Raw genomic sequence first — 22,016 nt, forward strand, 5'->3', positions numbered from 1 at the left:
GGCGGCCCGTGCACCGGAGACTGCGACGATCGCCGCAGCGGAGCCGATGAGAAGGCTCTTGATGTTCATTTTCTGACCTCCAGTCAAAAGTTAAAAAACGGGTCTGGGTATTTTTTGCTGAAGGACAGCTTTCCCTGCCCCATCCCCAATACCGAAAAAGACACGAATGCTCGCCCCTTCCTCGAAACCGACATTACTCATGGTGGACTGCCGTTCAACCAAGTTCCAAGGCAGAGACGAACGCAGCGGGCGCTATCGGGCAATCCTGTGGCACAAATGACACGATTTCAGGGCGGGCCTATACGAGTTGTTAACCCTGACAGCCTCGAAAGGCGACGAATCCGAGCTCCAGGCGGAAGAATCGCTGTGTATTCGTCGCCGTGCGATTCGCATGGCCGATCCAGGAGGGATGACCTGGCGCGGTGCCAAGCGGTCTTTTTTAATAGACTCGCATCGCGGCTGCTTGCTTGTCGACGCTGTTTTCTTTATCCAGCGGGACACCGGAGAGGTGGCCGAGTGGTCGAAGGCGCTCCCCTGCTAAGGGAGTAGAGGTCAAAAGCTTCTCGTGGGTTCGAATCCCATCCTCTCCGCCATTCAAGCGACGTGTCGCCAATCATCAACATTTTCAACGAGTTAGCGCCTGCCCTCGGGCGAATCCTGCGTGGCGCGCGGTGTATGCGACGCACCTTGTTCAGATTCTGACTGGAGGTCAGAAAATGAACATCAAGAGCCTTCTCATCGGCTCCGCTGCGGCGATCGTCGCAGTCTCCGGTGCACGGGCCGCCGACGCCGTCGTCGTCGCTGAGCCTGAGCCCATGGAATATGTCCGCGTCTGCGACGTCTACGGCGCCGGCTTCTACTACATCCCCGGCACCGAGACCTGCCTGCGCGTCGGCGGCTATCTGCGTTACGACATCGGCGTCGGCATGTGGGGACATCAGGACGTCGTTGATCGTAAGGACTTCGCCGAAGACGGCGTTCTTGACTACAACGACACCTACTACAAGTTGATGCGCGCCCAGGTGCAGCTCGACGCCCGTGGTGAGACCGAATTCGGCACGCTGCGTGGCTACATGGCCCTCAACTTCAACAACGAAACCGACGTGACCGGCGGCGTGCTCAACCAGGTCTTTACCGACAGCTTTTTTGCCTTCGACCATGCCTGGATCGAACTCGGCGGCTTCCGCGTCGGCTACTCCGACTCGATGTTCGAGTGGCTGACGGATTCGGCTGGCGCCGTGATCCAGGACAGCATCGTCGCCTACTCGCCGGGCAAGAGCCACCAGATCTCCTACACCTTCACCGCCGGCAACGGCTTCGCAGCCACGATCGGCTTCGAAGAGGGTAACAACGGTCGCGGTGGAATCTACACCCTTGACAGCTATGTGCCGCACGTTGTGGCCGGTGCTTCGTTCACCCAGGGCTGGGGCAAGGTTGCCGCTGTCGTCGGTTACGACTCGGTTTGGGAAGAGTGGGCCGGCAAGGTCCGCGTCGACGTGAACGCAACCGAAAACATCACCCTGTTCGCGATGGCCGGCTACAAGTCCGGTGCGGACGACGACGATTTCGGCGGCCTTGACGCTCCGAACTTCTACGGCGTCTGGGGCGGCGACTGGGCTGTCTGGGCCGGCGGTACGGCTCGCTTCAACGAGAAGACTGCTCTGAACGTGCAGTTGTCTTATGACGAAGACGAGACCTTCGGCGCTGTTGTCGGCCTCGACTACAACATCGTTCCGCTGTTCGTGATCCGTCCGGAAATCTCCTACGCTTCTGTGCAGGATCCGGTCACCGGCGAACGTGAAGACGATTGGGGCGGTTACCTCCGCTTCCAGCGCTCGTTCTAATGCGCTCGGCGCTCTAACATGAACTTGGCAGCCCGGGACCTCGGTTCCGGGCTGTTGCTTTTCAGACGCCGGCGTTGGCGGGGGCTACAAGAAGGAGATCGGGGAAAGCGCAGGGATCGAAGCGACGTGAGGACGGGAATCAAACGCCTAACTTTGCAGGGATCCCAGGTTGAAGAGCTTCCAATATTCCTACAACCATGTATTTGGACCCAGGCGGGTATCAACAGACCTTAGCTGGTACTGCTTGGGGAAAATATCTGAAGATGAAAACTGACGCGTTACGCGAGTTCTCGAGCCATGCCATCTCGTACACGGCAAGCTTCGGTGCCGGTGCGAGCTACAACAGCGGCATATTCACTGTTGTAGAGAGCTTCTCGATCAGTGAGCTCTTTGAAAAATACAAGAATATATTGTGGGAAGATGGAAACCATAAATATAATGTCACATTCTTTATTGGTGAGCTGAACGAAATCCTGCTCGGACAACGTTTCAGCGCCTTTGACCAGAGCACCCTCGACGACCTCATCGGTGCGCTTCGCGAGCGCGGCAACAGCAACGCGACCATCAATAGAAAGATGGCGGCGCTGAGCAAATTGCTGCGAAAGGCCCACAAGATGGGAGATATCCACAGCCTTCCGGAGTTCCGCCGACAAAAGGAACGGGCGGGCAGAATCCGCTTCCTCGAACACGCGGAGGAGGATCGGCTGTTCGGCGCCATTAGGAAGCGCTGCGAAGATTGCTATCGGCTCTGCATTTTCCTCGTCGATTCGGGATGCCGACTTGGCGAGGCGCTCGGTCTGATCTGGAACGATATTCATGGGCATCGCGTCAGTTTCTGGATCACCAAATCCGGACGCAGCCGCACGATCCCGCTGACCGTGCGTGCCGAACAGGTAGTGCATGTCGAGCGCGCCCACCGCAAGGGACCTTTCAGCATGCTTACGGCGGCGCGTTTTCGCGCCATCTGGAATGAAGCCAAGGCCGAGGTCGGATTGGGTGCGGATGAGCAGGTCGTACCCCATATATTGCGACATACCTGCGCGTCTCGCCTCGTGCAGGGCGGAATAGACATTCGCCGGGTGCAGATGTGGCTGGGCCACCAGACCTTGCAGATGACAATGCGCTACGCCCATCTGGCCACGTCCGATCTGGACGCGTGCGTCAATGTGCTGGATCGTGAATGCTATCGTCCTCACTCGCCGAAAAAACATGGCGACGATGAAGACGACGCCAGAGTGGTTGTTCCGGGGGCTGCGATTTCGAATCGCAGGTCAGCGTCGCTCAGCAAGAATTTCGGCTAGCGACGTGATCGCGGCGTCCTGTTCGGCAAGCGACAAGATATCCACGTCGAACAGGCGCAGGCTGCGCATACCTTCCAGAACAAGATAGACCAGGAGTGCATCGTTTTCGTGTTCGGCATTGGCCTTCATACGGTCTAGCAGGGCACGCTTGAACCGTTTGATCGGCGCCAGGAGCTCGGGATTCTCAACCATGGCAGCCAACACGCCCGAAGGCGGCGGCTGACATTGCTGACGTTCGGCGGCGAAAAGTTCCAGGCAAGCGACCAGCAGGCTGTTTTGCTCGCCGCTGTGGCGCGTTTCCGTTTCAGTCAGCGCCGCGTCGAAATCGTCGAGATGCTTCTCGACCAGGGCCTCCAGCAATTTCGCCTTGCTCGAAAAATTGTAGAGCAGGCCGCCTTTCGACACCCCTGCCCGCTGAGCGACGGCGTCAAGCGACAGGTGCCCCGGTCCGATTTCGCAAGCCAGATCGGCCGCGGCCGCCAGAATCTTTTGCCGCGAGCTTCTTTTGACGTCCGCTATGGCCGCCTCCCACCAACCCTTTGGAGCACCGGGCCCGCACCGGACCGCTTAGGCTCTACAGATTCATGCTCTTCGACCGCATTTGCCAAAACAGCACTGTTCCTTCTTCTCGTTCGGAAGCAAAAAGCCGGCTCAGGATCCGATTCTCGGTCAACTGCATTGCCCAAAGACGGCAGATTGCGCCATTCAAAACCCTTGTTTTCATGCATCACTTTGCAAAAAGCGGTCAAAGCCGCTTCCAGCGTCTATACACCGCAATTGACATTACCGTCCAGACGGTACAGTAAGCACGCCGCTGTTTTCAAATTTCGCGTTTTGATTTAGCGAAGCTCGGAAGCCAGCAGGTTGGACTCATCAAACTTTTTTCAGGCCGGTGCCGCCCATGATCAAGCGTTTCATCATAGCATTCGTTCTCCTCGTCCTGATCTGCGGGGGCATCGTGGGCTTCAACATGTTCCGCGACAATGCGATCGAGCAGTTCTTCGCCAATATGCCGGTCGCAACGGTCACCGTGGCTGCGGAAACCGTTGAACCGCGTGACTGGACGCCGGGCATCGAGGCTCTCGGTACGGTGCGGGCCGCACAGGGCGTGGACCTGACCGTCGAAACAGCCGGCGTCGTCAAGGAAGTGCTTTTCACGTCAAATCAAAAGGTCGAGGCTGGAGAGATACTCATCCAGTTGGACGATGCGGTACAAAGGGCAGATCTCGAGGCGGGCAAGACGCAAGCGGCGTTGGACAAGACGACGCTCAATCGGGCCGCCGAGTTGCAAAAGCGCGGCGTCGGATCGGACGTCACCCTTGACCAGGCGCGTGCCGCGGCCTCCGCCTCGGAGTCGGAAGTTGCCAAGCTGCAGGCAGTGCTGGACCAGAAGCAGTTGCGCGCCCCGTTCTCCGGAACGATCGGCATTCCGAGGGTGGATATCGGACAATATCTTGCGCCGGGCACGATCGTGGCGACCATTCAGGACCTGGAGACGATGCGTGCCGATTTCGCGATTCCCGAGCAGCAGCTTAACCTGCTGAAGATCGGCGGACCGGTTCGCTTCGGCGTCACTGCCGAGGACATGCCCTTTGTGGGCACGATCAAGGGCATCGAACCCAAGGTGGATCCGACCTCGCGCATGGTGACCGTCCGCGCCGAGGTAACCAATCCGGAAGGAAAGCTGAGCCCCGGCCAGTTCGTTCAGGTCGAAGTCGTGCTTCCGGAAGAAAAGGACGTGCTCGCCGTTGCCCAGACCTCTCTCGTCACCAGCCTCTATGGCGATTACGTCTATGTGGTGAAGCCGGCGAAGAAGGACGAGGAAGAAACCAAGCCCGCGGAAGCCGGCGAGGCATCGGCCCAACCCGCCCCGGCTGCCGACGCACAGCCGGCCGCCGACGCGCAGCCGGCCATGGTTGCCACCCAGGTCTTCGTCAAGCCCGGACGCCGTTCCCATGGGCTGGTTGAAATCCTTGAAGGAATTTCTGCCGGTGACCAGGTGGTGACCGCCGGCCAGAACCGCCTGTCCAACGGCACGCCCGTAAACGTCGACAATACCGTCAACCCTGCCAATCCGGCACAACCGCAGCCGGCCGCCAAATGAGCTTCTCAGACATCTTTATCCGCCGCCCCGTCCTGTCGACGGTGGTTGCCTTCATGATCCTGCTGCTGGGGTTCCAGGGCATTTTCAATCTTTCGGTGCGCGAGTATCCGGAAGTCGAAGAAACCGTGATCACGATCACGACCCCCTATCCCGGTGCCAGTGCCGACCTGATCCAGGGCTTCATTACCTCGCCGATCGCCGCCGCCGTTTCGACGACGGAGAACATCGACTATGTCACATCGCAAAGCCGTCCCTCGACAAGCGTGGTGACCGTACAGATGAAGCTCGGCTCGAACCCGGACGTGGCGCTCACCGAAGTCATGTCGAAGGTTCAGCAGGTCAAGAGCCAGCTTCCGGAGGATGCCGAGGACCCGACCATCGTCAAAGGCACCGGCATGCAGTTCGCGATCATGTATCTCGCGATGCAGAACCCCAACATGACATCGGAGCAGCTGACCGAGTATATCGAGCGCGTTATTCGTCCGCGCGTCTCGACCATCCAGGGCGTTGCCGAAGTGCAAATCCTGGGCGCGGCCAACTACTCTATGCGCATATGGGTAGACCCCGTCCGCCTCGCGGCGCGCGGCCTGACTGCCTCGGAACTGCTCAACGCGATCAATTCGTCCAACTTTCTCGCCGCGCCCGGCAAGACGAAGAACGAATATGTCGCCCATTCGATTACGATGCGCTCGACCTTGCAGACGCCAGAGGCGTTCGGAGCGCTGCCGCTGCGCGCCGAAAACGGCAACGTTGTCAGGCTGCGCGATGTCGCCGAAGTCGAACTCGGCGCGGAGAGCACCGATACCGTCGTCAATTTCAATGGCGAGCCGGGAACGTTCATCGGTATTTTCCCGACACCCTCCGCAAACCCGCTCGACACGGCCGCCGCCGTCATCGACGAATTGCCGGCCATTCAGGCGAGCCTGCCGGAAGGCATGACCATCACCATGGTCTATGATGCGACCGAGACGATCAGCGCCTCGATCGAAGAGGTGTTCAAGACGATCGCCGAGGCAGTCGCCATCGTCGTCCTGGTCATCCTGCTTTTCCTCGGCTCATTCCGCTCGGTGCTTATGCCGGTCGTCACCATTCCGTTGTCGCTGATCGGCGTCTGTTTCATCCTGCTGATGATGGGCTACTCCATCAACCTGCTGTCGCTTCTGGCCATGGTGCTCGCCATCGGTCTGGTGGTCGACGACGCCATCGTCGTGGTGGAGAATATCCACCGGCACATGGAAGATGGGATGACGCCGATGCAGGCGGCGTTCGTCGGCATGCGTGAGATTTTCGGTCCGGTGGTGGCCATGACGATCACGCTCGCAGCCGTGTTCGCACCGCTCGCCTTCACCGGCGGCCTGACCGGTTCGCTTTTTCGAGAGTTCGCCGTCACGCTCGCCGGCGCCGTCATCATTTCGGGCTTCGTCGCAGTCACCATCACGCCGATGATGTCGGCACGAATCCTCAGACCCGGCCACAGCCGGTTCCAAGGCTTCATCGACCGCTCCTTCGACCGCGTTGCCAACGGTTACGAACGGCTGGTTTCCGGTTCGCTCAAATACCGGCCGGTGACTTTGATGGTGGTGGTCGCGCTGATGGGCGTCACCGGCTACATGTTCTTCAAGACGTCAAGCGAACTGGCGCCCGAGGAAGATGTTGGGGCGCTGTTTTCGCTCATCCAGACGCCGCGCTATGCGACCTCGGAATATACCAGCCTCTATGCCGACCAGATTCGCGACCTGACGGAGGACATTCCTGAACTTCGCGCCAACTTCTCCATCGTTGGGCTTGGCGGGGAGACCAACAGCGGCTTCGCGGTCTGGGCCTTCAAGGACTGGGCTGAGCGTGACCGCTCGCAGAAGGAGATCCAGCAGGATATTCAAGGGCGGCTTTCCAAGGTGTCGGGTGCGGAAGCGCTGGTGTTTGCGCCACCCTCCCTGCCCGGCGCCGGTGGTGGCCTGCCCATTTCGATGGTCATTCAGTCGACGGGCGATCCGAGCGAAGTCTTCGAAGTCGCCGATCGGATCAAGAAGGAGGCTGAAGCTTCCGGCCGGTTCATCGTCGTCCAGAACTCGCTATCCTTCGATGCGCCGCAAGTGACCGTCACCATCGATCGCGATCGTGCGGCAGCCCTCAACCTGCCCATCCGGGACATTGGCACGACGCTTGGCCTGCTGGTCGGCGGTGGGTCGATCGCCCAGTTCGATCGCGATTCCAACAGCTACGACATCATCACTCAGGTACCGCAAAAATATCGCGAGAACCCGGAAGAGCTCGGCAAATTCTACGTCCGCAGCATTTCAGGCGAGATGGTGCCGCTGTCGGCGGTGGTGAATATCAGCACCAATTCATCGCCTTCTTCCATCGAGCAGTTCAATCAGTTGAACTCGGCTACGATCTCGGCCCTGCCGGTGCCCGGCGTAACGACCGGCACGGGATTGGCGACGATCGAAGAGATTGCCCGACCGCTGATGCCGGCTGGTTTCTTCACCGACTATTCCGGCCAATCGCGGCTTGAAAAGGAGCAGGGAAACACGATCGTCATCGCCTTCGGCCTTGCTGTGATCGTGATCTATCTGGTGCTTGCCGCACAGTTCGAAAGCTTCCGCGATCCGCTCATCATCATGATGTCGGTGCCGCTGTCGATCTTCGGCGCCATCGTCCCGCTCAATCTCGGGCTCGGCACGCTGAACATCTACACGCAGGTGGGGCTGATCACGCTTATCGGCCTGATCACCAAACACGGCATCCTGTTGGTGGAATTCGCCAACCAGCAGCGCGAACAGCACGGACTGTCGCGGCGTGAGGCCATCGTGGCTTCCGCCAAGGTGCGCCTGCGCCCGATCCTGATGACGACCGCGGCGATGGCACTCGGCGTTGTGCCGTTGATAACGGCTATGGGTGCCGGTGCTGCCGCGCGTTACTCGATGGGCCTGGTGATCTTCTCAGGCATCCTGATCGGAACCACCTTCACGCTTTTCGTGGTGCCGATGTTCTACACGATCATCTCCGAAAAAGATGTCGTCCATCGCGGCGTCGTGGAAACAGAGGGTGTGAGCGAACCGGCAACGTCCGCATAAGCCCTCACCACTGACCTAAGGCCAAGCAAAAATCCGCAGCGAAGCCTGCGGATTTTTGCTATCTGCTGGTCGGATTAATCGTTGGGCTGCCGCTTTCGACGCAGCCCCACCCAGAGGCCCGCAATGACCAGACGCCCATCGCCGACACCCCTCATGCAGGCGCTTCCTTCCACGGTTCCCTTCGTCGGCCCCGAAGCGCAGCAGCGGGCCAGCGGCCGCGCCTTTCGCGCCCGTCTCGGCGCGAACGAAAGCAGCTTTGGCCCTGCGCCCGGCGTCGTTGCGGCGATGACGGACGCGGCACCCGACATGTGGATGTATTGCGACCCCGACAATCACGACCTCAAGGTCGCGCTTGCCGAACATCTTGGCGTCGAACGTCAGAACATCGTCGTCGGACAAGGCATAGACGGCCTGCTCAATATTCTCGTGCGGCTTTACATCTCGCCCGGCTCGCCGGTGGTGACATCGCTCGGCGCCTATCCGACCTTCAACTTCCATGTTGCCGCCAGCGGTGGCCGTCTGGTGGCCGTGCCTTACGAAAACGACCGCGAGAGCCTTGATGGCTTGCTTGCCGCCATGAAGCGGGAAAAAGCGCCCCTGGTTTATCTGTCCAATCCCGACAACCCCATGGGTACATGGTGGGATGCGGACGAGATTGTCCGGTTCATCGAAGCGCTGCCGGAAACCACCATGCTGGTGCTCGACGAAGCCTATGGCGAGACCGGACCGGCCAGCGCCCTTCCACCGATCGACGTCAGCCGTCCTAATGTCATTCGGATGCGGACCTTCTCCAAAGCCTACGGACTGGCAGGCATCCGCTGCGGTTATGCCGTCGGCGAAGCGCAGACAATCCGCGATTTCGAGAAAGTCCGCGACCACTATGGCGTCAGCCGCATGGCGCAGATCGCAGGAGCAGCCGCGCTCGCCGACCAGGCTCATCTCGAAAAGGTTGTCGCTCAAGTCGCCGCCGGCCGCGAGCGCATCGCGGCAATCGCAAGGGATAACGGACTGAAGCCGATCGCTTCGGCGACGAATTTCGTCACCCTGGACTGCGCGGCCGATGGCGGCTTTGCGTTGAAGGTGATGCAGAACCTGCTGGCGCGCGACATATTCATTCGCAAGCCGATGGTGCCGGTTCTGGACCGTTGTATCCGCATCAGCGTCGGGCTGGAGCACGAACTGGCGATACTCGCCGAGGAATTGCCTCGCGCGCTTGCCGCCGCGCGCGCTGACTGAAAGGAAGTTCAACACAAACCCCGGGCGACGCGCAGTGTTTCGCGCCTCTTGAATTAATTGAACGTTCGTTTTATTATTTCGCATCGGAGCAGCAAATGGCGCGCACCACCGGATCCGAGGGCGGCAAAACCGAAGCCGCAATTCGTGAAGCCGCGATCAATCTCATCGCGCGCTTCGGCTTTGAAGCCGTATCCATGCGCCAGCTAGCCGGCGAAGTCGGCGTACAGGCCGCCGCGCTCTACCGCTATTTCCCGACCAAGGAAGATCTGCTGTTCACGCTGATGCGCGAACATATGGAGGGGCTGATCGTTGCCTGGAACGCAGTTCGGCCCCCAGCCGCCGATCCGCGCGCGCGGCTGGCCGCATTCGTGCGCAACCATATCGGCTTCCATGTCGCGCGCCGCCACGCGACCCATGTATCGAACATGGAACTGCGCAGTCTCTCGCGGGAAAATCTTACCCATATTCTTCGTCTGCGGACTACCTATGAGAAGGAATTGCGCCAGATATTGCGCGACGGCACGGAAACCGGCGCCTTTCTCGTCGACGATATCGAGCTGACGGCTATTGCCATCATCCAGATGATCACCGGCGTCATTGTCTGGTTCCGGCCGGACGAGCGGCTGTCGGTGGAAGAAGTGGCCGAGACCTATCTTGAAATGACAATGCGCCTTACCGGTGCTGGAACCCTCAGGGACGTTCGCCATGTACACGCATACGCTTGATTTCGGGCAAGGCGAGGACATTGACGGCCTACGCGATCTGGTGCGCCGCTTTGCACAGGACAGAATTGCGCCGATCGCCGCCGAGATCGACCGGAGCAATGAGTTTCCTGCGGATTTGTGGTCCGAAATGGGCGCTCTCGGGCTCCTCGGCATTACCGCCGACCCGGATTTCGGCGGCACCGGCATGGGCTATCTCGCCCACGTCGTGGCGATGGAAGAGATTTCACGGGCCTCGGCCTCGGTCGGCCTCTCCTATGGCGCACATTCCAATCTATGCGTGAACCAGATCAACCGGTGGGCCACGCCAGCACAAAAGGAGAGATACCTGCCTTCTCTTTGTTCTGGCGAGAAAGTTGGCGCGCTCGCCATGTCGGAAGCGGGCTCCGGCTCCGACGTTGTCTCGCTGAAACTGCGCGCCGAAAAGCACAACGATCGCTACGTCCTGAACGGCACCAAGATGTGGATCACCAACGGTCCGGACGCAGATACGTTGGTGGTTTACGCCAAGACCGCGCCGGAACGGAAATCGCGCGGCATCACTGCATTCATCGTCGAAAAAGCGATGCCGGGCTTTTCCGTGGCGCAGAAGCTCGACAAGCTCGGCATGCGCGGTTCCAACACGGGCGAACTGGTATTCGACAAGGTCGAAGTGCCGTTCGAGAACGTACTGCATGAGGAAGGCAGCGGCATCGAAGTGCTGATGTCCGGCCTTGACTACGAACGCACCGTGCTGGCGGGCGGGCCGCTTGGCATCATGGCCGCCTGCATGGATGTTGCCGTGCCTTACGCGCATGAGCGCAAGCAGTTCGGACAGCAGATTGGCGAGTTCCAGCTTGTGCAGGGCAAGCTTGCCGACATGTACACGACGATGAATGCCGCCCGCGCCTATGTCTATGGCGTCGCCGCCGCCTGCGACGCCGGCCGCACCACACGCAAGGATTCGGCGGGCTGCATTCTGTTTGCGGCTGAAAAGGCGACGCAAATGGCCCTCGATGCGATCCAGCTTCTTGGCGGCAACGGTTATATCAACGAATATCCGACAGGCCGCCTGCTGCGCGATGCGAAGCTCTACGAGATCGGCGCGGGCACCAGCGAAATAAGGCGCTGGCTGATCGGACGCGAAATCATGGCGGAAGACATCTGAATGCCCGTTCTCCAATCGCAGATTTCCCCCTCCTCCGAAGCTTTCAGGGCCAATGCCGAACAGATGCGGACGCTGGTGGCCGACATTGCCGAAGCAGCGGCGACTGTCGAGCAAGGCGGCTCGGAAGCCGCGCGCGAGCGCCACCGGTCGCGCGGCAAGCTGCTTCCCCGCGAGCGGCTGGCGCAGCTTCTCGATCCGGGTTCTCCCTTTCTCGAGATCGGTCAGTTCGCCGCATGGGAAATGTATGGTGGCGATATTTCATCAGCCGGCCTGATTGCCGGGATCGGTCGCGTCGAAGGACGCGAAGTCATGATCGTCATCAACGACGCGACCGTGAAGGGCGGCACCTACTATCCGATAACGGTCAAGAAGCATCTGCGGGCGCAGGAAATCGCCATGCAGAACAATCTGCCCTGCGTCTATCTGGTAGACAGCGGCGGCGCGAACCTGCCGAACCAGGACGAGGTGTTTCCGGATCGCGACCATTTCGGCCGTATATTCTTCAACCAGGCCAATATGTCGGCGGTCGGCATCGCACAGATCGCCTGCGTGATGGGTTCGTGCACGGCTGGTGGTGCCTATGTGCCGGCGATGTCGGATGAAACGATCATGGTGCGCAACCAGGCGACGATCTTCCTCGGTGGGCCGCCGCTGGTGAAGGCGGCTACCGGGGAGGACGTAACGGCGGAGGAACTCGGCGGCGCGGAGGTTCACACACGTCAATCCGGCGTAGCCGACCACTACGCCATGGACGATGAGCACGCGCTGGCGATCACCCGGCAAATCGTCAGAAACCTGAATCGCCAGAAGCACATAGGGCTCGAACTGAAGAAAGTGATTCCGCCGCTTTATGCGCCGGATGAAATTTACGGCATCGTCCCGGCCGACACGCGCCGGCCTTATGACGTGCGCGAAGTGATCGCCCGTATCGTCGACGGTTCGGAGTTCGACGAATTCAAGCAGAACTACGGCACGACGCTGGTGACCGGCTTTGCGCATCTTTACGGCATGCCGGTCGGGATACTTGGCAACAATGGCGTGCTGTTCTCCGAAAGCGCGCTGAAGGGCGCGCATTTCATTGAACTGTGCTGCCAGCGCGGCATTCCACTGATCTTCCTGCAAAACATCACCGGCTTCATGGTGGGGCGCAAATATGAGGCGGGCGGCATTGCCAAGGACGGAGCCAAGCTGGTGACGGCAGTTGCGACCGCGCAGGTGCCCAAGGTGACGATGATCGTGGGCGGTTCGTTCGGCGCGGGAAATTACGGCATGTGCGGCCGCGCCTTCTCCCCCCGTTTCCTATGGATGTGGCCCAATGCCCGCATTTCGGTCATGGGCGGCGAGCAGGCCGCGACCGTGCTTGCCATGGTCAAGCGCGAGGGCATCGAGCGCAAGGGCGGCGAATGGTCGGCCGAGGAGGAGAAGAAATTCAGGAAGCCGATCCTGATGAAATATGAGCATGAAGGCCAGCCGCTCTATTCGTCGGCCCGCCTGTGGGACGATGGCATCATCGATCCGGCCAAGTCGCGCCAGGTTCTGGCACTGTCCCTGAGCGCCGCGCTCAACGCGCCGGTCGCCGAGACGAAATTCGGCTTGTTCAGGATGTGATGCGATGACCATGTTCTCGAAAATCCTGATCGCCAATCGTGGGGAGATCGCCTGCCGCATCATCCGCACCGCGCGTAAGATGGGCGTGAAGACAGTCGCGGTCTATTCCGATGCGGATGCGAGATCGCTGCATGTCGAGATGGCCGACGAGGCCGTGCATATCGGCCCCTCACCCGCGTCCGAAAGCTATCTGCGCGGCGACAAGATCATCGAAGCGGCGAAGCAGACCGGAGCCCAGGCCATCCATCCGGGCTATGGCTTTCTCTCAGAAAATCCGGATTTTGTCGACGCTGTGACCAGCGCCGGTCTTGTCTTCATCGGCCCGTCGGCTGCTTCCATCCGCGCCATGGGCCTGAAGGATGCCGCCAAGCGGCTGATGGAAAAGGCCGGCGTGCCCGTCGTGCCGGGCTATCACGGCGAGGCGCAGGAGATCGTGGTGCTGGCCTCCAAGGCGCGCGAGATCGGCTATCCGGTGCTGATCAAGGCGCGGGCGGGCGGCGGCGGCAAGGGGATGCGCCGCGTCGATAATCCCGACGATTTTCCCGAGGCGCTGTCCGGCGCACGGCGCGAAGCCAAAGCCGCTTTCGGCGACGACCGCGTGCTGGTCGAGAAATATGTCGACAAGCCGCGTCACATTGAATGCCAGGTCTTCGGCGACAATTTCGGCAATGTCGTGCATCTGTTCGAACGCGACTGCTCCGCACAACGCCGCCATCAGAAGGTGATCGAGGAGGCCCCTGCCCCCGGCATGACCGCCGAGATGCGCGACGCCATGACCGACGCGGCGGTGAAGGCCGCCAAGGCGATCTCCTATTCCGGCGCCGGCACGATCGAATTCATCGTCGATGCCTCCGATGGCCTTAGGCCCGACCGGTTCTGGTTCATGGAAATGAACACGCGGCTGCAGGTCGAGCACCCGGTTACCGAAATGGTTGCCGGCGTCGATCTGGTCGAATGGCAATTGCGGATCGCTGCCGGCGAGAAGCTGCCGGCAAGCCAAGGCGATCTGGAAATCACCGGACACGCCTTCGAAGCTCGCATCTATGCCGAAGATCCGGCAAAGGATTTTCTGCCGGCAACAGGCACGCTGCGTCACCTGCGGTTTTCGGATGCCAGTCTGGATGGGTCGTCCATGCGGGTGGAAACCGGCGTGCGCCAGGGCGATGCCATTTCGCCGTACTATGATCCGATGATCGCGAAGCTGGTGGTGCATGGGGCCGACCGGCAGTCTGCGCTTTCGGCTCTTTCGGATGCTCTGGAAAACAGCGAGATCGCAGGCTCGACGACGAATATCGGCTTTTTAGCCGCGTTGGCGCACGACCCGGATTTCATCGCCGGCGACGTAGACACGGACCTGATTGCCCGCAAGCAGGATACGCTCGTGAAGGGCGAAGTCCCCGGCGTTGAGATTATCGCGCAGGCGTTGCTTGCCGCATCGGGAGCGAGCCATGTCGCACAATCCAGTGATCCGTGGGACCTCGCAATCGGCTATAGCCATTTCCATCCAATCTGGCGGCGTGCGACTGTTCGCTTCGGTGGCGAGGAAACGGTCGGCACGGTACGGCAACGCCACGACGGGCGGTTTGAGGTGCGTCCGGCCGGGTCCGACAGCTCGGTCGTGATCTCGGCCGACCACTTATACCGGAAAGCCGCGTGGCCAGGTCATGTCACGATTTTCGCCAATGGATCGGCATTCGGCTTTACCACTGTCGATCCGTTCGCCAAGGCGGCGGAAGCCGAGGGTGCTCAGGCCAGCATGCGGGCGCCGATGCCCGGCATGGTCAAGCTGGTGAGGGCCGCCAAGGGCGACCACGTCACCAAGGGCCAGCCGCTGCTCGTTCTCGAAGCGATGAAGATGGAGCACACGATTGCGGCCCAGCATGACGGCACGATCGCCGAGATCGCCGCCGAGGGCGCGCAGGTCGATGATGGAACGGTGCTGGTGCGGTTCGAAGAAACGGCGACATGAGCCTCTCGATTCACAGAAAGCCACGCACCCATATGGGGTCGCGGCTTTCTGTGACCGTGTGGGCGCCCCCGCCCGGAAAGTGCATTGCTCACCCTGTCGTGACGCGCGGCTGGCCCGCCTCCAAGCGGCCGCGTTCTGTTGTTGAGGCGGGACCGTCTGCGCGGCCTTCGCCCTATCGTTCTGGATATCTCAGTGCTCGGTCATCCATTCGCGTGCGTCGCGCAGCGCATGGGCAATTTCGGCCTTGGACATCGTCGCCGAGAGTTCCGCGCGCAATTCGGCGGCTCTGGCCGAACCCTTGATCGCGGCGATGTTGAACCATTTGTGGGCGCTGACGACATCGATCTCGCAATCGCGGCCGACGGCATACATCATGCCAAGTTCCAGCAGAATGTCGGCCTGCGCGGTGGTGCCCATGGTGCCGAGGCCGGCTTCAAGTATCTCAAAACGTGCCATTTCGAAGGTCCCTGTCCCGTTGCTGGAGGGCTGCCTCTTTTCGTTGCCGGGCTGCCCTTCCGATGCTTCGAAGAATGGACCTGAGCCTTGAATCCGTCGTTAAATCACGTGCTTAATTTGGGGCAAACAAAGTTCAAACAAGAGGTAAACGACTGAATTCATTAAGTATAGAGATCGCGCTATTGCGGGCTTTTGCAGAAAACTCGTCAAAATTTCGCCGGTCGCCAGAAAGGGTTCAATAACCACGAAACGGGGACGGACTTCGCCGACTGTCGTTAAAGATGATTACAACCTCCGGGAAAAAGCCTCGAAGACGCGTTTCGCCGTCGCGACAGCGGCTTTCGTATTATCGACGATTGAGCTAGCTTACGTTTGCGTAAATGTCGGAACTCGATGGAGAGAGCGAGTTCGGCCGGAACATGCCAAGGGAGGATTTGTATGTTTCGCAGGTTGAGCATGACAATCGGCGCTGTCCTGTTGATGGCAAGCGCCGCCCATGCGGATCCGATAGAGGGGGATTGGAAGACACAAGCCGGTCCCACCGCCGCCATCAAGGCATGCGGCGGCAGTTTCTGCATCGTGATGAAAACCGGCAACTATGTCGGCAAGCAGATCGGCACGTTCAGGTCATCTGGCGACGGCAAATATTCCGGCACGATCACTGACCCCAAGGACGACAGAACCTACTCCGGTTCAGCGAGGCTGTCCGGCGCCCGCCTCGACATGACAGGATGCGCGCTGAAGATATTCTGCAAGACGCAGGTCTGGTCGAAGCTTTAAACTTCATATCTATCAGAACGCCCCGCGAGGCGGATTCCCGTGGGGCTCTCGTTTGCGTCAGGCGCGGGCCATCTGGCCGAACAGGACTTTCTGGGCCTCCTTGTCGTCGGCCAGATTGCTGCGGTTTTCTTCGCCGACGGCTAATGCCCGCTCAACCGCGGGCCTTGCCAGAATTGCCTCGAACCAACGCTTCAGATTTGGAAAGTCCGCCAGGTCCTGGCCCTGGTTCTTATATGGCTTGACCCAGCCAATGCTGGCCATGTCGGCAATCGAATAATCACCGGCCAGGTAATCACGGTCGGCGAGCCGCTTGTTCATGACGCCGTAGAGCCGATTCACCTCCTTGGTGTAGCGGTCGATGCCGTACTGGATTTTTTCAGGGGCATATTGGCGGAAATGATGCGCCTGACCGGCCATCGGCCCAAGCCCACCGACCTGCCAGAACAGCCACTGCTCGACTTCGACGCGCTGACGCTCGTCGGCAGGATAGAACTTGCCGAACTTGCGGCCGAGATACTGCAGAATCGCGCCGGATTCGAAAACCGAGATCGGCTGGCCGCCTGGACCTTCCGGGTCGATGATTGCCGGCATGCGGTTGTTGGGTGAAATCTTCAGGAAAGAGGGCTCGAACTGCTCGCCCTTGCCGATGTTCACGAACTTGACCGTATAGGGCACACCGAGTTCTTCCAGCATGATCGTTATTTTCCAGCCGTTCGGTGTCGGCCAGTAATAGAGCTCGATGGGCTTGGTCTGAATGGTCATGTCGGCGTTCTCCATGTCGTGAACATATCCTTGGAGATAAGCCGTTCGGGTTCAAACGCAAGCAAACGCTATCGCCTCCAGAATTAATAAAATTGAACCTAGGATGAACAGAGGTCTCAGAGGCCGTTCAGTCTGAAGCGGGCATTCTCCAGCCTATCAAGGAGATACCAATGCTTGCCCGCCGCTTCACCATAGTCTGCCTGTTGATGACCCTGTTCGGCATGCTCTTCTCGATCCTCGTCGCGCAGGCCGGCCGTCCCGAGCGTCAATGGCGCCAGGGTGTGGTCAGCACCTGTCACTATGACGCCACGCCTGGCTGCATCTCGCTGCGGAGTCGGTAGATCACTGCGAAAGCCACGCCAATGACCGCGACCACCTCAAACGTACTGAAAGTCCTCCGGCTCCTGCCTCGGGCCGCATTTGTCGCCATGCTGCTTGCAGCACCGCTTCTTGCGATGCCCGCGGCGCGCGGCGCAAGCGTCACCACCATCGAGGCCCCGGCACTGAAGAAATCCGGAGCGGGTTTTGTGCTGATGGTCATGCTGCAGCGCGGCTGACCGTCAAAAAAGCCGGCCGCCGCCCCTCCCAAGGGTGAGCGCGAGACATTATATTGGGCCATGGAAAAGAGAATCTACCCTGCGCCCATAGACGCAATTTCCAGCCCCAAGCCATTCGTGCAGCAGAGCTTCACCGATGCAATGGAGGCCGTCCACGCACTCAAAGAACTCTACGCCCGCAACACCACCTTCCTGCGCGATTCATTTACCGCGCTTGCCAAGGACGGCGACAGCCATCGCAGATATCGCGCCTTCTATCCCGAAATCGGAGTGACGACCGCATCCCATACGCAGGTCGATTCCAGGCAGGCCTATGGCCATATGCCCCTGCCCGGCCACTACGCGACCACGATCACGCGGCCCGACCTCTTCGAAAGCTACCTCGTCGAACAGCTTACGCTGATCATGCGCAATCACGGCGTCCCTGTCACGGTCTCGGAATCCGAAACGCCGATCCCGCTGCATTTTGCCTTTGTCGAAGGGACGCATGTCGACGGCTCCATCGCCGACCGCATCAGGCGCCCGATCCGCGACCTCTTCGACGTGCCGGACCTCGACGGAACCGACGACCATATCGCCAACGGAACATTCGAGAACCTGCCGGGCTATCCCCGGCCGCTGGCACCGTTCACGGCGCAGCGCGTCGACTATTCGCTGCATCGGCTGTCGCACTATACGGCGACCGCGCCGGTGCATTTCCAGAACTTCGTGCTCTTCACCAACTATCAGTTCTATATCGACGAGTTCTGCACCTATGCGCGCGACCTTATGGCCAAGGGTGGCGGCGGCTATGACGAGTTCGTGGAACCCGGCCATGTGGTCACCAAGGCGGGCGAGACCCGGCCCGGCAACGGCGCAATCCTCTCGCGCATGCCGCAAATGCCGGCCTACCACCTCAAGAAAAGCGACCATGGCGGCATCACCATGGTCAATATCGGCATCGGCCCCTCCAACGCCAAGACCATCACCGACCACATCGCGGTGCTTCGGCCGCACGCCTGGGTGATGCTTGGCCACTGCGCCGGCCTGCGCAATACGCAGGCGCTCGGCGATTATGTCCTGGCGCATGCCTATGTGCGCGAGGACCACGTGCTCGATGACGATCTTCCTGTCTGGATTCCGATTCCGCCGCTGGCCGAAATCCAGGTGGCGCTGCAAGAAGCGGTCGCCGAAGTGACCGGTCTTTCCGGTTACGACCTGAAGCGTATCATGCGCACCGGAACGGTCGCGACTATCGACAATCGCAATTGGGAACTGCGCGACCAGCGCGGCCCGGTACAACGGCTTTCGCAGTCGCGGGCGATCGCGCTCGACATGGAGTCGGCAACGATCGCTGCGAACGGTTTCCGCTTCCGCGTTCCCTATGGCACGCTTTTGTGCGTATCGGACAAGCCATTGCATGGCGAATTGAAGCTGCCGGGAATGGCGACCGAATTCTACAAGCGTCAGGTGGCCCAGCACTTGAGCATCGGTATAAGGGCGATGGAGAAGCTGGCGGAAATGCCTATGGAGCGCCTGCATTCACGCAAATTGCGCAGCTTCTCGGAAACTGCATTCCAATAGCGCGACGCGCGGTTATCTTGCGTGACCGATCATGAATAGGGCGCAATTTTCCCGATTAAGGATCCGGCATGATCAGGATCGCTTCGCGAAAAATCCTTATGCTCGCCGCTTTTGCGGCAACCGTCGCCTTGTCGCTGCCGCTGATTGCCGGCTTCTTCGGCACACTGCACGAGGCTTTCGATTCGATGGCGCATTTCCGGGCGCATCTGGCCGTGCTCATGATGCTTTCGGCGCTGCCGTTGCTGTTCGGCAAATTCATCAGGGAAGGTATTGTGGCCCTTGCCTTGGCCATCGCAGCCTTCGCCACCACCGGCCTCGTTCCTGTTCCGGGGCTCAGTCCGGTCCATGCGGGTCTCCAACCGGTCGACGAGCATCTGCCGCGCTACCGGCTGCTTCAGCTCAATCTGCGGTACAACAATCCCGAGCCGAACAAGGTCCTGTCGCTGATCGGCCGCGTGCGACCGGACGTGATCACCTTCGATGAAGTTTCGGAGATGTGGACAAGCAGGCTGGAGCTTCTTTCGGCAACCTATCCCCACACCATTCGCTGCCCCTACCCGAATACGGTGTTCGGCGTCGCTATTCTTTCGAAGCGCCCCTTGGTCGCGGGCAGTGAGGCACGATGCGACGAGCGCGGCGCCTTCGCCGTGGCACCGATCGATTTTGGCGGCCGCGCCGTGGACATTGCCGCGCTCCACCTGAGCTGGCCGTGGCCATTTGAGCAGTCATGGCAAATCGAGGGCCTCGCCCCGTCGCTGGCAGCGCTTGCCGACACCGCATTGCTGGCCGGAGACTTCAATGCCACACCATGGAGCGCCGCGGTCTCGCGCGTGGGCGAACTGGGTGGCCTGACCCTTGCACCGCTGGTGGGGCCCACCTGGCAATCTCATCGCCTGCCGCAATTTCTTCGCTTCGCGGGGCTGCCCATCGACCACGTGCTCTACAAGGGCGACGTGATGATCCATGCCGCCGATACGCTCGAGGATGCCGGTTCAGATCATCTTCCGGTGCTCGTCGAGTTTTCGCTGAAGACTAAAGCGCCGAGCCCGGACGAGGAAACCGCGACTGCCACGGTCTCGCTCACTTCGCCGTTACGAACCGGAAGCTAGTCTTCGCCGGCTTTTTTTCGGGCGGCGGTCAGACGGCCCGGCCATCCTCACAAGTTCGGATAGACCGGTCCCTCGCCGCCTTGTGGCGGCACCCAGTTGATGTTCTGGTTCGGATCCTTGATGTCGCATGTCTTGCAGTGGACGCAGTTTTGCGCGTTGATGACGAAGCGGGCATCCTGATTTGGCTTAGGCTCGCCTGCGAGCGAATTGCCGTCAGCATCCACCCATTCATAGACGGCAGCCGGGCAATAGCGGCTCGAAGGACCCGCGAACACCGCGTATTCGGACCGTTTCTGCAGGTCCATGTCCCTGACCTGTAGATGAACCGGCTGGTTCTCCTCGTGATTGGTGTTGGACAGGAACACGGAGGACAGGCGATCGAAAGTCAGCACGCCATCCGGCTTCGTATAGGCGATCGGCTTATGCTTTTCGGCCGGTTCCAGCGCAGCATAGTCTGCCTTGCCATGCTTCATCGTGCCGAAGGGAGAAAAGCCGAACAGCGTGTTCAGCCACATGTCCAGCCCGCCGAGGCCGACGCCGACCAAGGTTCCGAAACGCGACCAGAGCGGCTTGACGTTGCGGACCCGCTTCAGGTCCTTGCCGATTTCGCTGCCACGCCAGCCGGCCTCGTAGGCTGTGAGTTCGTCGTTGGCGCGCCCGGCCGCGATCGCGGCGGCCGTGTGCTCCGCCGCCTGCATGCCCGAAAGCACGGCGTTATGCGAGCCCTTGATGCGCGGCACATTGACGAAACCGGCAGCGCAGCCGATCAGTGCCCCGCCCGGAAACGACAGCTTCGGTACCGACTGCCAGCCGCCCTCGGTGATAGCCCGGGCGCCATAGGATATGCGCTTGGCGCCTTCAAACGTGCCGCGGATCGCAGGGTGGGTCTTGAAGCGCTGGAATTCCTCGAACGGCGCAAGGTACGGGTTCTTGTAGTTCAAATGAACGACGAAGCCGACCGCGACCTGATTGTCCTCCAGATGATAGAGGAACGAGCCGCCGCCCGTCTTCATGTCGAGGGGCCAGCCGAAGGAGTGCTGGACGAGGCCAGGTCGGTGATTCTCGGGTTTGACCTGCCACAGTTCCTTGAGGCCGATGCCGTACTTGCCGGGTTCACGCCCCTTGTCGAGCCCGAACTGCGCGATCACCTGCTTGGAGAGCGATCCACGCGCGCCCTCGCCAAGCAGCACATATTTGCCAAGCAATGCCATCCCGGGCGCGAATGCCGGTCCCTGCGAACCGTCGCGCTCGACGCCCATGTCGCCGGTGACGACGCCGGTAACGGCGCCCGCCTCGTTGTAGATCAGGCTCGCCGCCGCAAAGCCGGGATAAATCTCCACGCCCAGCGCTTCTGCATGGCCAGCCAGCCAACGGCAGACATTGCCGAGCGAAACGATGTAGTTGCCATGATTGTTCATGAGCGGCGGCATCAGGAAATTCGGCAAGCGAACTGATCCGGTCTTCCCCAGCACCAGGAAATGGTCGTCGGTCACCGGTGTCTTGAACGGATGCTCCTCTTCCTCGCGCCAGCCCGGCAGCAGGCGGTCAATGCCGATGGGGTCGACGACGGCGCCCGAAAGGATGTGAGCGCCTACTTCGGCTCCCTTTTCGAGAACGACGACGGAAAGCTCCGGGTTGATCTGCTTCAGCCTGATAGCGGCCGAAAGCCCCGCCGGCCCCGCGCCGACGATGACCACATCGAACTCCATGCTTTCGCGTTCAATTTCGCTCATCTGTTCCTCCAGACTGGCTTTTGCTTTCGGGCATATTGTCTATCTGGT

At 60.4% G+C, this 22,016-nt stretch carries 18 protein-coding genes and 1 tRNA gene; 15 read left to right on the top strand and 4 right to left on the bottom strand.

Annotated features, from left to right (window positions below):
* The first annotated feature begins 502 nt into the window (after positions 1-502).
* The 3 genes from ACLKMW_RS18730 to ACLKMW_RS18740 all read left to right on the top strand — a co-directional run bounded on the left by ACLKMW_RS18730 (position 503) and on the right by ACLKMW_RS18740 (position 3,145).
* Positions 503-593, top strand: a tRNA-Ser gene (locus ACLKMW_RS18730).
* A gap of 123 nt (positions 594-716) precedes the next feature.
* On the top strand, positions 717-1,844 hold the full coding sequence (locus ACLKMW_RS18735) for a porin (RefSeq protein WP_415726020.1): 1,128 nt from the start codon (positions 717-719) through the stop codon (positions 1,842-1,844).
* 263 nt (positions 1,845-2,107) lie between these two features.
* Entirely contained in the window at positions 2,108-3,145 is a 1,038-nt protein-coding gene (locus tag ACLKMW_RS18740; protein WP_415726021.1) for a tyrosine-type recombinase/integrase, read from the top strand.
* On the opposite strand, the gene ACLKMW_RS18745 is transcribed toward ACLKMW_RS18740, so the two are convergent.
* Entirely contained in the window at positions 3,116-3,664 is a 549-nt protein-coding gene (locus ACLKMW_RS18745; RefSeq protein WP_415726104.1) for a TetR/AcrR family transcriptional regulator, read from the bottom strand. The genes ACLKMW_RS18740 and ACLKMW_RS18745 overlap by 30 nt on opposite strands.
* A 382-nt stretch (positions 3,665-4,046) precedes the next feature.
* Between ACLKMW_RS18745 and ACLKMW_RS18750 the strand changes: the two genes are divergently transcribed.
* From ACLKMW_RS18750 to ACLKMW_RS18780, 7 genes are all read left to right on the top strand, one after another.
* Complete coding sequence (locus tag ACLKMW_RS18750; RefSeq protein ID WP_415726022.1) at positions 4,047-5,249, top strand: efflux RND transporter periplasmic adaptor subunit; 1,203 nt, start codon at positions 4,047-4,049, stop codon at positions 5,247-5,249.
* Positions 5,246-8,326, top strand: coding sequence for an efflux RND transporter permease subunit (locus ACLKMW_RS18755; RefSeq protein WP_415726023.1), 3,081 nt, complete (start codon positions 5,246-5,248; stop codon positions 8,324-8,326). Before ACLKMW_RS18750 ends, ACLKMW_RS18755 begins: the two co-directional genes overlap by 4 nt.
* Before the next feature lie 123 nt (positions 8,327-8,449).
* A complete protein-coding gene (locus tag ACLKMW_RS18760; protein WP_415726024.1) occupies positions 8,450-9,562 on the top strand; it encodes a pyridoxal phosphate-dependent aminotransferase in 1,113 nt (370 codons plus the stop codon).
* A gap of 95 nt (positions 9,563-9,657) precedes the next feature.
* On the top strand, positions 9,658-10,287 hold the full coding sequence (locus tag ACLKMW_RS18765) for a TetR/AcrR family transcriptional regulator (protein WP_415726025.1): 630 nt from the start codon (positions 9,658-9,660) through the stop codon (positions 10,285-10,287).
* Entirely contained in the window at positions 10,268-11,431 is a 1,164-nt protein-coding gene (locus ACLKMW_RS18770; protein WP_415726026.1) for an isovaleryl-CoA dehydrogenase, read from the top strand. The genes ACLKMW_RS18765 and ACLKMW_RS18770 overlap by 20 nt, the downstream gene beginning before the upstream one ends.
* A complete protein-coding gene (locus ACLKMW_RS18775; protein ID WP_415726027.1) occupies positions 11,432-13,039 on the top strand; it encodes a carboxyl transferase domain-containing protein in 1,608 nt (535 codons plus the stop codon).
* Between the two features lie 10 nt (positions 13,040-13,049).
* Complete coding sequence (locus ACLKMW_RS18780) at positions 13,050-15,008, top strand: acetyl/propionyl/methylcrotonyl-CoA carboxylase subunit alpha (protein ID WP_415726105.1); 1,959 nt, start codon at positions 13,050-13,052, stop codon at positions 15,006-15,008.
* Between the two features lie 189 nt (positions 15,009-15,197).
* Here the strand turns inward: ACLKMW_RS18780 and ACLKMW_RS18785 are convergent, their stop codons facing one another.
* Entirely contained in the window at positions 15,198-15,464 is a 267-nt protein-coding gene (locus ACLKMW_RS18785; protein ID WP_415726028.1) for a sel1 repeat family protein, read from the bottom strand.
* Positions 15,465-15,902: 438 nt separating this feature from the next.
* On the opposite strand from ACLKMW_RS18785, the gene ACLKMW_RS18790 reads away from it, so the two are divergent.
* A complete protein-coding gene (locus tag ACLKMW_RS18790; protein ID WP_415726029.1) occupies positions 15,903-16,244 on the top strand; it encodes a DUF2147 domain-containing protein in 342 nt (113 codons plus the stop codon).
* Positions 16,245-16,301: 57 nt separating this feature from the next.
* Here ACLKMW_RS18790 and ACLKMW_RS18795 read toward each other — a convergent pair whose 3' ends face one another.
* On the bottom strand, positions 16,302-17,006 hold the full coding sequence (locus tag ACLKMW_RS18795; protein ID WP_415726030.1) for a glutathione S-transferase family protein: 705 nt from the start codon (positions 17,004-17,006) through the stop codon (positions 16,302-16,304).
* A gap of 170 nt (positions 17,007-17,176) precedes the next feature.
* Here ACLKMW_RS18795 and ACLKMW_RS18800 point away from each other — a divergent pair, with 170 nt between their 5' ends.
* The 4 genes from ACLKMW_RS18800 to ACLKMW_RS18815 all read left to right on the top strand — a co-directional run bounded on the left by ACLKMW_RS18800 (position 17,177) and on the right by ACLKMW_RS18815 (position 20,235).
* Positions 17,177-17,347, top strand: coding sequence for a hypothetical protein (locus ACLKMW_RS18800; RefSeq protein ID WP_415726031.1), 171 nt, complete (start codon positions 17,177-17,179; stop codon positions 17,345-17,347).
* Positions 17,348-17,368: 21 nt separating this feature from the next.
* Positions 17,369-17,563: a hypothetical protein gene (locus ACLKMW_RS18805; RefSeq protein ID WP_415726033.1), complete on the top strand. Its 195-nt coding sequence runs from the start codon at positions 17,369-17,371 to the stop codon at positions 17,561-17,563.
* Positions 17,564-17,623: 60 nt separating this feature from the next.
* Entirely contained in the window at positions 17,624-19,126 is a 1,503-nt protein-coding gene (locus ACLKMW_RS18810; RefSeq protein ID WP_415726034.1) for an AMP nucleosidase, read from the top strand.
* A 68-nt stretch (positions 19,127-19,194) separates the two neighbouring features.
* The gene (locus ACLKMW_RS18815; RefSeq protein ID WP_415726035.1) at positions 19,195-20,235 is read left to right on the top strand and encodes an endonuclease/exonuclease/phosphatase family protein; all 1,041 of its coding nucleotides are present in this window, start codon (positions 19,195-19,197) and stop codon (positions 20,233-20,235) included.
* Between the two features lie 47 nt (positions 20,236-20,282).
* On the opposite strand, the gene ACLKMW_RS18820 is transcribed toward ACLKMW_RS18815, so the two are convergent.
* The gene (locus ACLKMW_RS18820) at positions 20,283-21,968 is read right to left on the bottom strand and encodes an electron transfer flavoprotein-ubiquinone oxidoreductase (RefSeq protein WP_415726036.1); all 1,686 of its coding nucleotides are present in this window, start codon (positions 21,966-21,968) and stop codon (positions 20,283-20,285) included.
* Positions 21,969-22,016: the final 48 nt, after the last annotated feature.

The organism is Borborobacter xinjiangensis (assembly GCF_047739745.1).
GTDB lineage: Bacteria > Pseudomonadota > Alphaproteobacteria > Rhizobiales > Rhizobiaceae > Pseudaminobacter.

What these genes read in the sequence shown, in the direction of transcription:
- ACLKMW_RS18735 (WP_415726020.1), top strand. Translation starts at nt 717, where the DNA reads ATGAACATCAAGAGCCTTCTCATCGGCTCCGCTGCGGCGATCGTCGCA.
- ACLKMW_RS18740 (WP_415726021.1), top strand. Translation starts at nt 2,108, where the DNA reads ATGAAAACTGACGCGTTACGCGAGTTCTCGAGCCATGCCATCTCGTAC.
- ACLKMW_RS18750 (WP_415726022.1), top strand. Translation starts at nt 4,047, where the DNA reads ATGATCAAGCGTTTCATCATAGCATTCGTTCTCCTCGTCCTGATCTGC.
- ACLKMW_RS18755 (WP_415726023.1), top strand. Translation starts at nt 5,246, where the DNA reads ATGAGCTTCTCAGACATCTTTATCCGCCGCCCCGTCCTGTCGACGGTG.
- ACLKMW_RS18760 (WP_415726024.1), top strand. Translation starts at nt 8,450, where the DNA reads ATGACCAGACGCCCATCGCCGACACCCCTCATGCAGGCGCTTCCTTCC.
- ACLKMW_RS18765 (WP_415726025.1), top strand. Translation starts at nt 9,658, where the DNA reads ATGGCGCGCACCACCGGATCCGAGGGCGGCAAAACCGAAGCCGCAATT.
- ACLKMW_RS18770 (WP_415726026.1), top strand. Translation starts at nt 10,268, where the DNA reads ATGTACACGCATACGCTTGATTTCGGGCAAGGCGAGGACATTGACGGC.
- ACLKMW_RS18775 (WP_415726027.1), top strand. Translation starts at nt 11,432, where the DNA reads ATGCCCGTTCTCCAATCGCAGATTTCCCCCTCCTCCGAAGCTTTCAGG.
- ACLKMW_RS18780 (WP_415726105.1), top strand. Translation starts at nt 13,050, where the DNA reads ATGTTCTCGAAAATCCTGATCGCCAATCGTGGGGAGATCGCCTGCCGC.
- ACLKMW_RS18785 (WP_415726028.1), bottom strand. Translation starts at nt 15,464, where the DNA reads ATGGCACGTTTTGAGATACTTGAAGCCGGCCTCGGCACCATGGGCACC.
- ACLKMW_RS18790 (WP_415726029.1), top strand. Translation starts at nt 15,903, where the DNA reads ATGTTTCGCAGGTTGAGCATGACAATCGGCGCTGTCCTGTTGATGGCA.
- ACLKMW_RS18795 (WP_415726030.1), bottom strand. Translation starts at nt 17,006, where the DNA reads ATGACCATTCAGACCAAGCCCATCGAGCTCTATTACTGGCCGACACCG.
- ACLKMW_RS18800 (WP_415726031.1), top strand. Translation starts at nt 17,177, where the DNA reads ATGCTTGCCCGCCGCTTCACCATAGTCTGCCTGTTGATGACCCTGTTC.
- ACLKMW_RS18805 (WP_415726033.1), top strand. Translation starts at nt 17,369, where the DNA reads ATGACCGCGACCACCTCAAACGTACTGAAAGTCCTCCGGCTCCTGCCT.
- ACLKMW_RS18810 (WP_415726034.1), top strand. Translation starts at nt 17,624, where the DNA reads ATGGAAAAGAGAATCTACCCTGCGCCCATAGACGCAATTTCCAGCCCC.
- ACLKMW_RS18815 (WP_415726035.1), top strand. Translation starts at nt 19,195, where the DNA reads ATGATCAGGATCGCTTCGCGAAAAATCCTTATGCTCGCCGCTTTTGCG.
- ACLKMW_RS18820 (WP_415726036.1), bottom strand. Translation starts at nt 21,968, where the DNA reads ATGAGCGAAATTGAACGCGAAAGCATGGAGTTCGATGTGGTCATCGTC.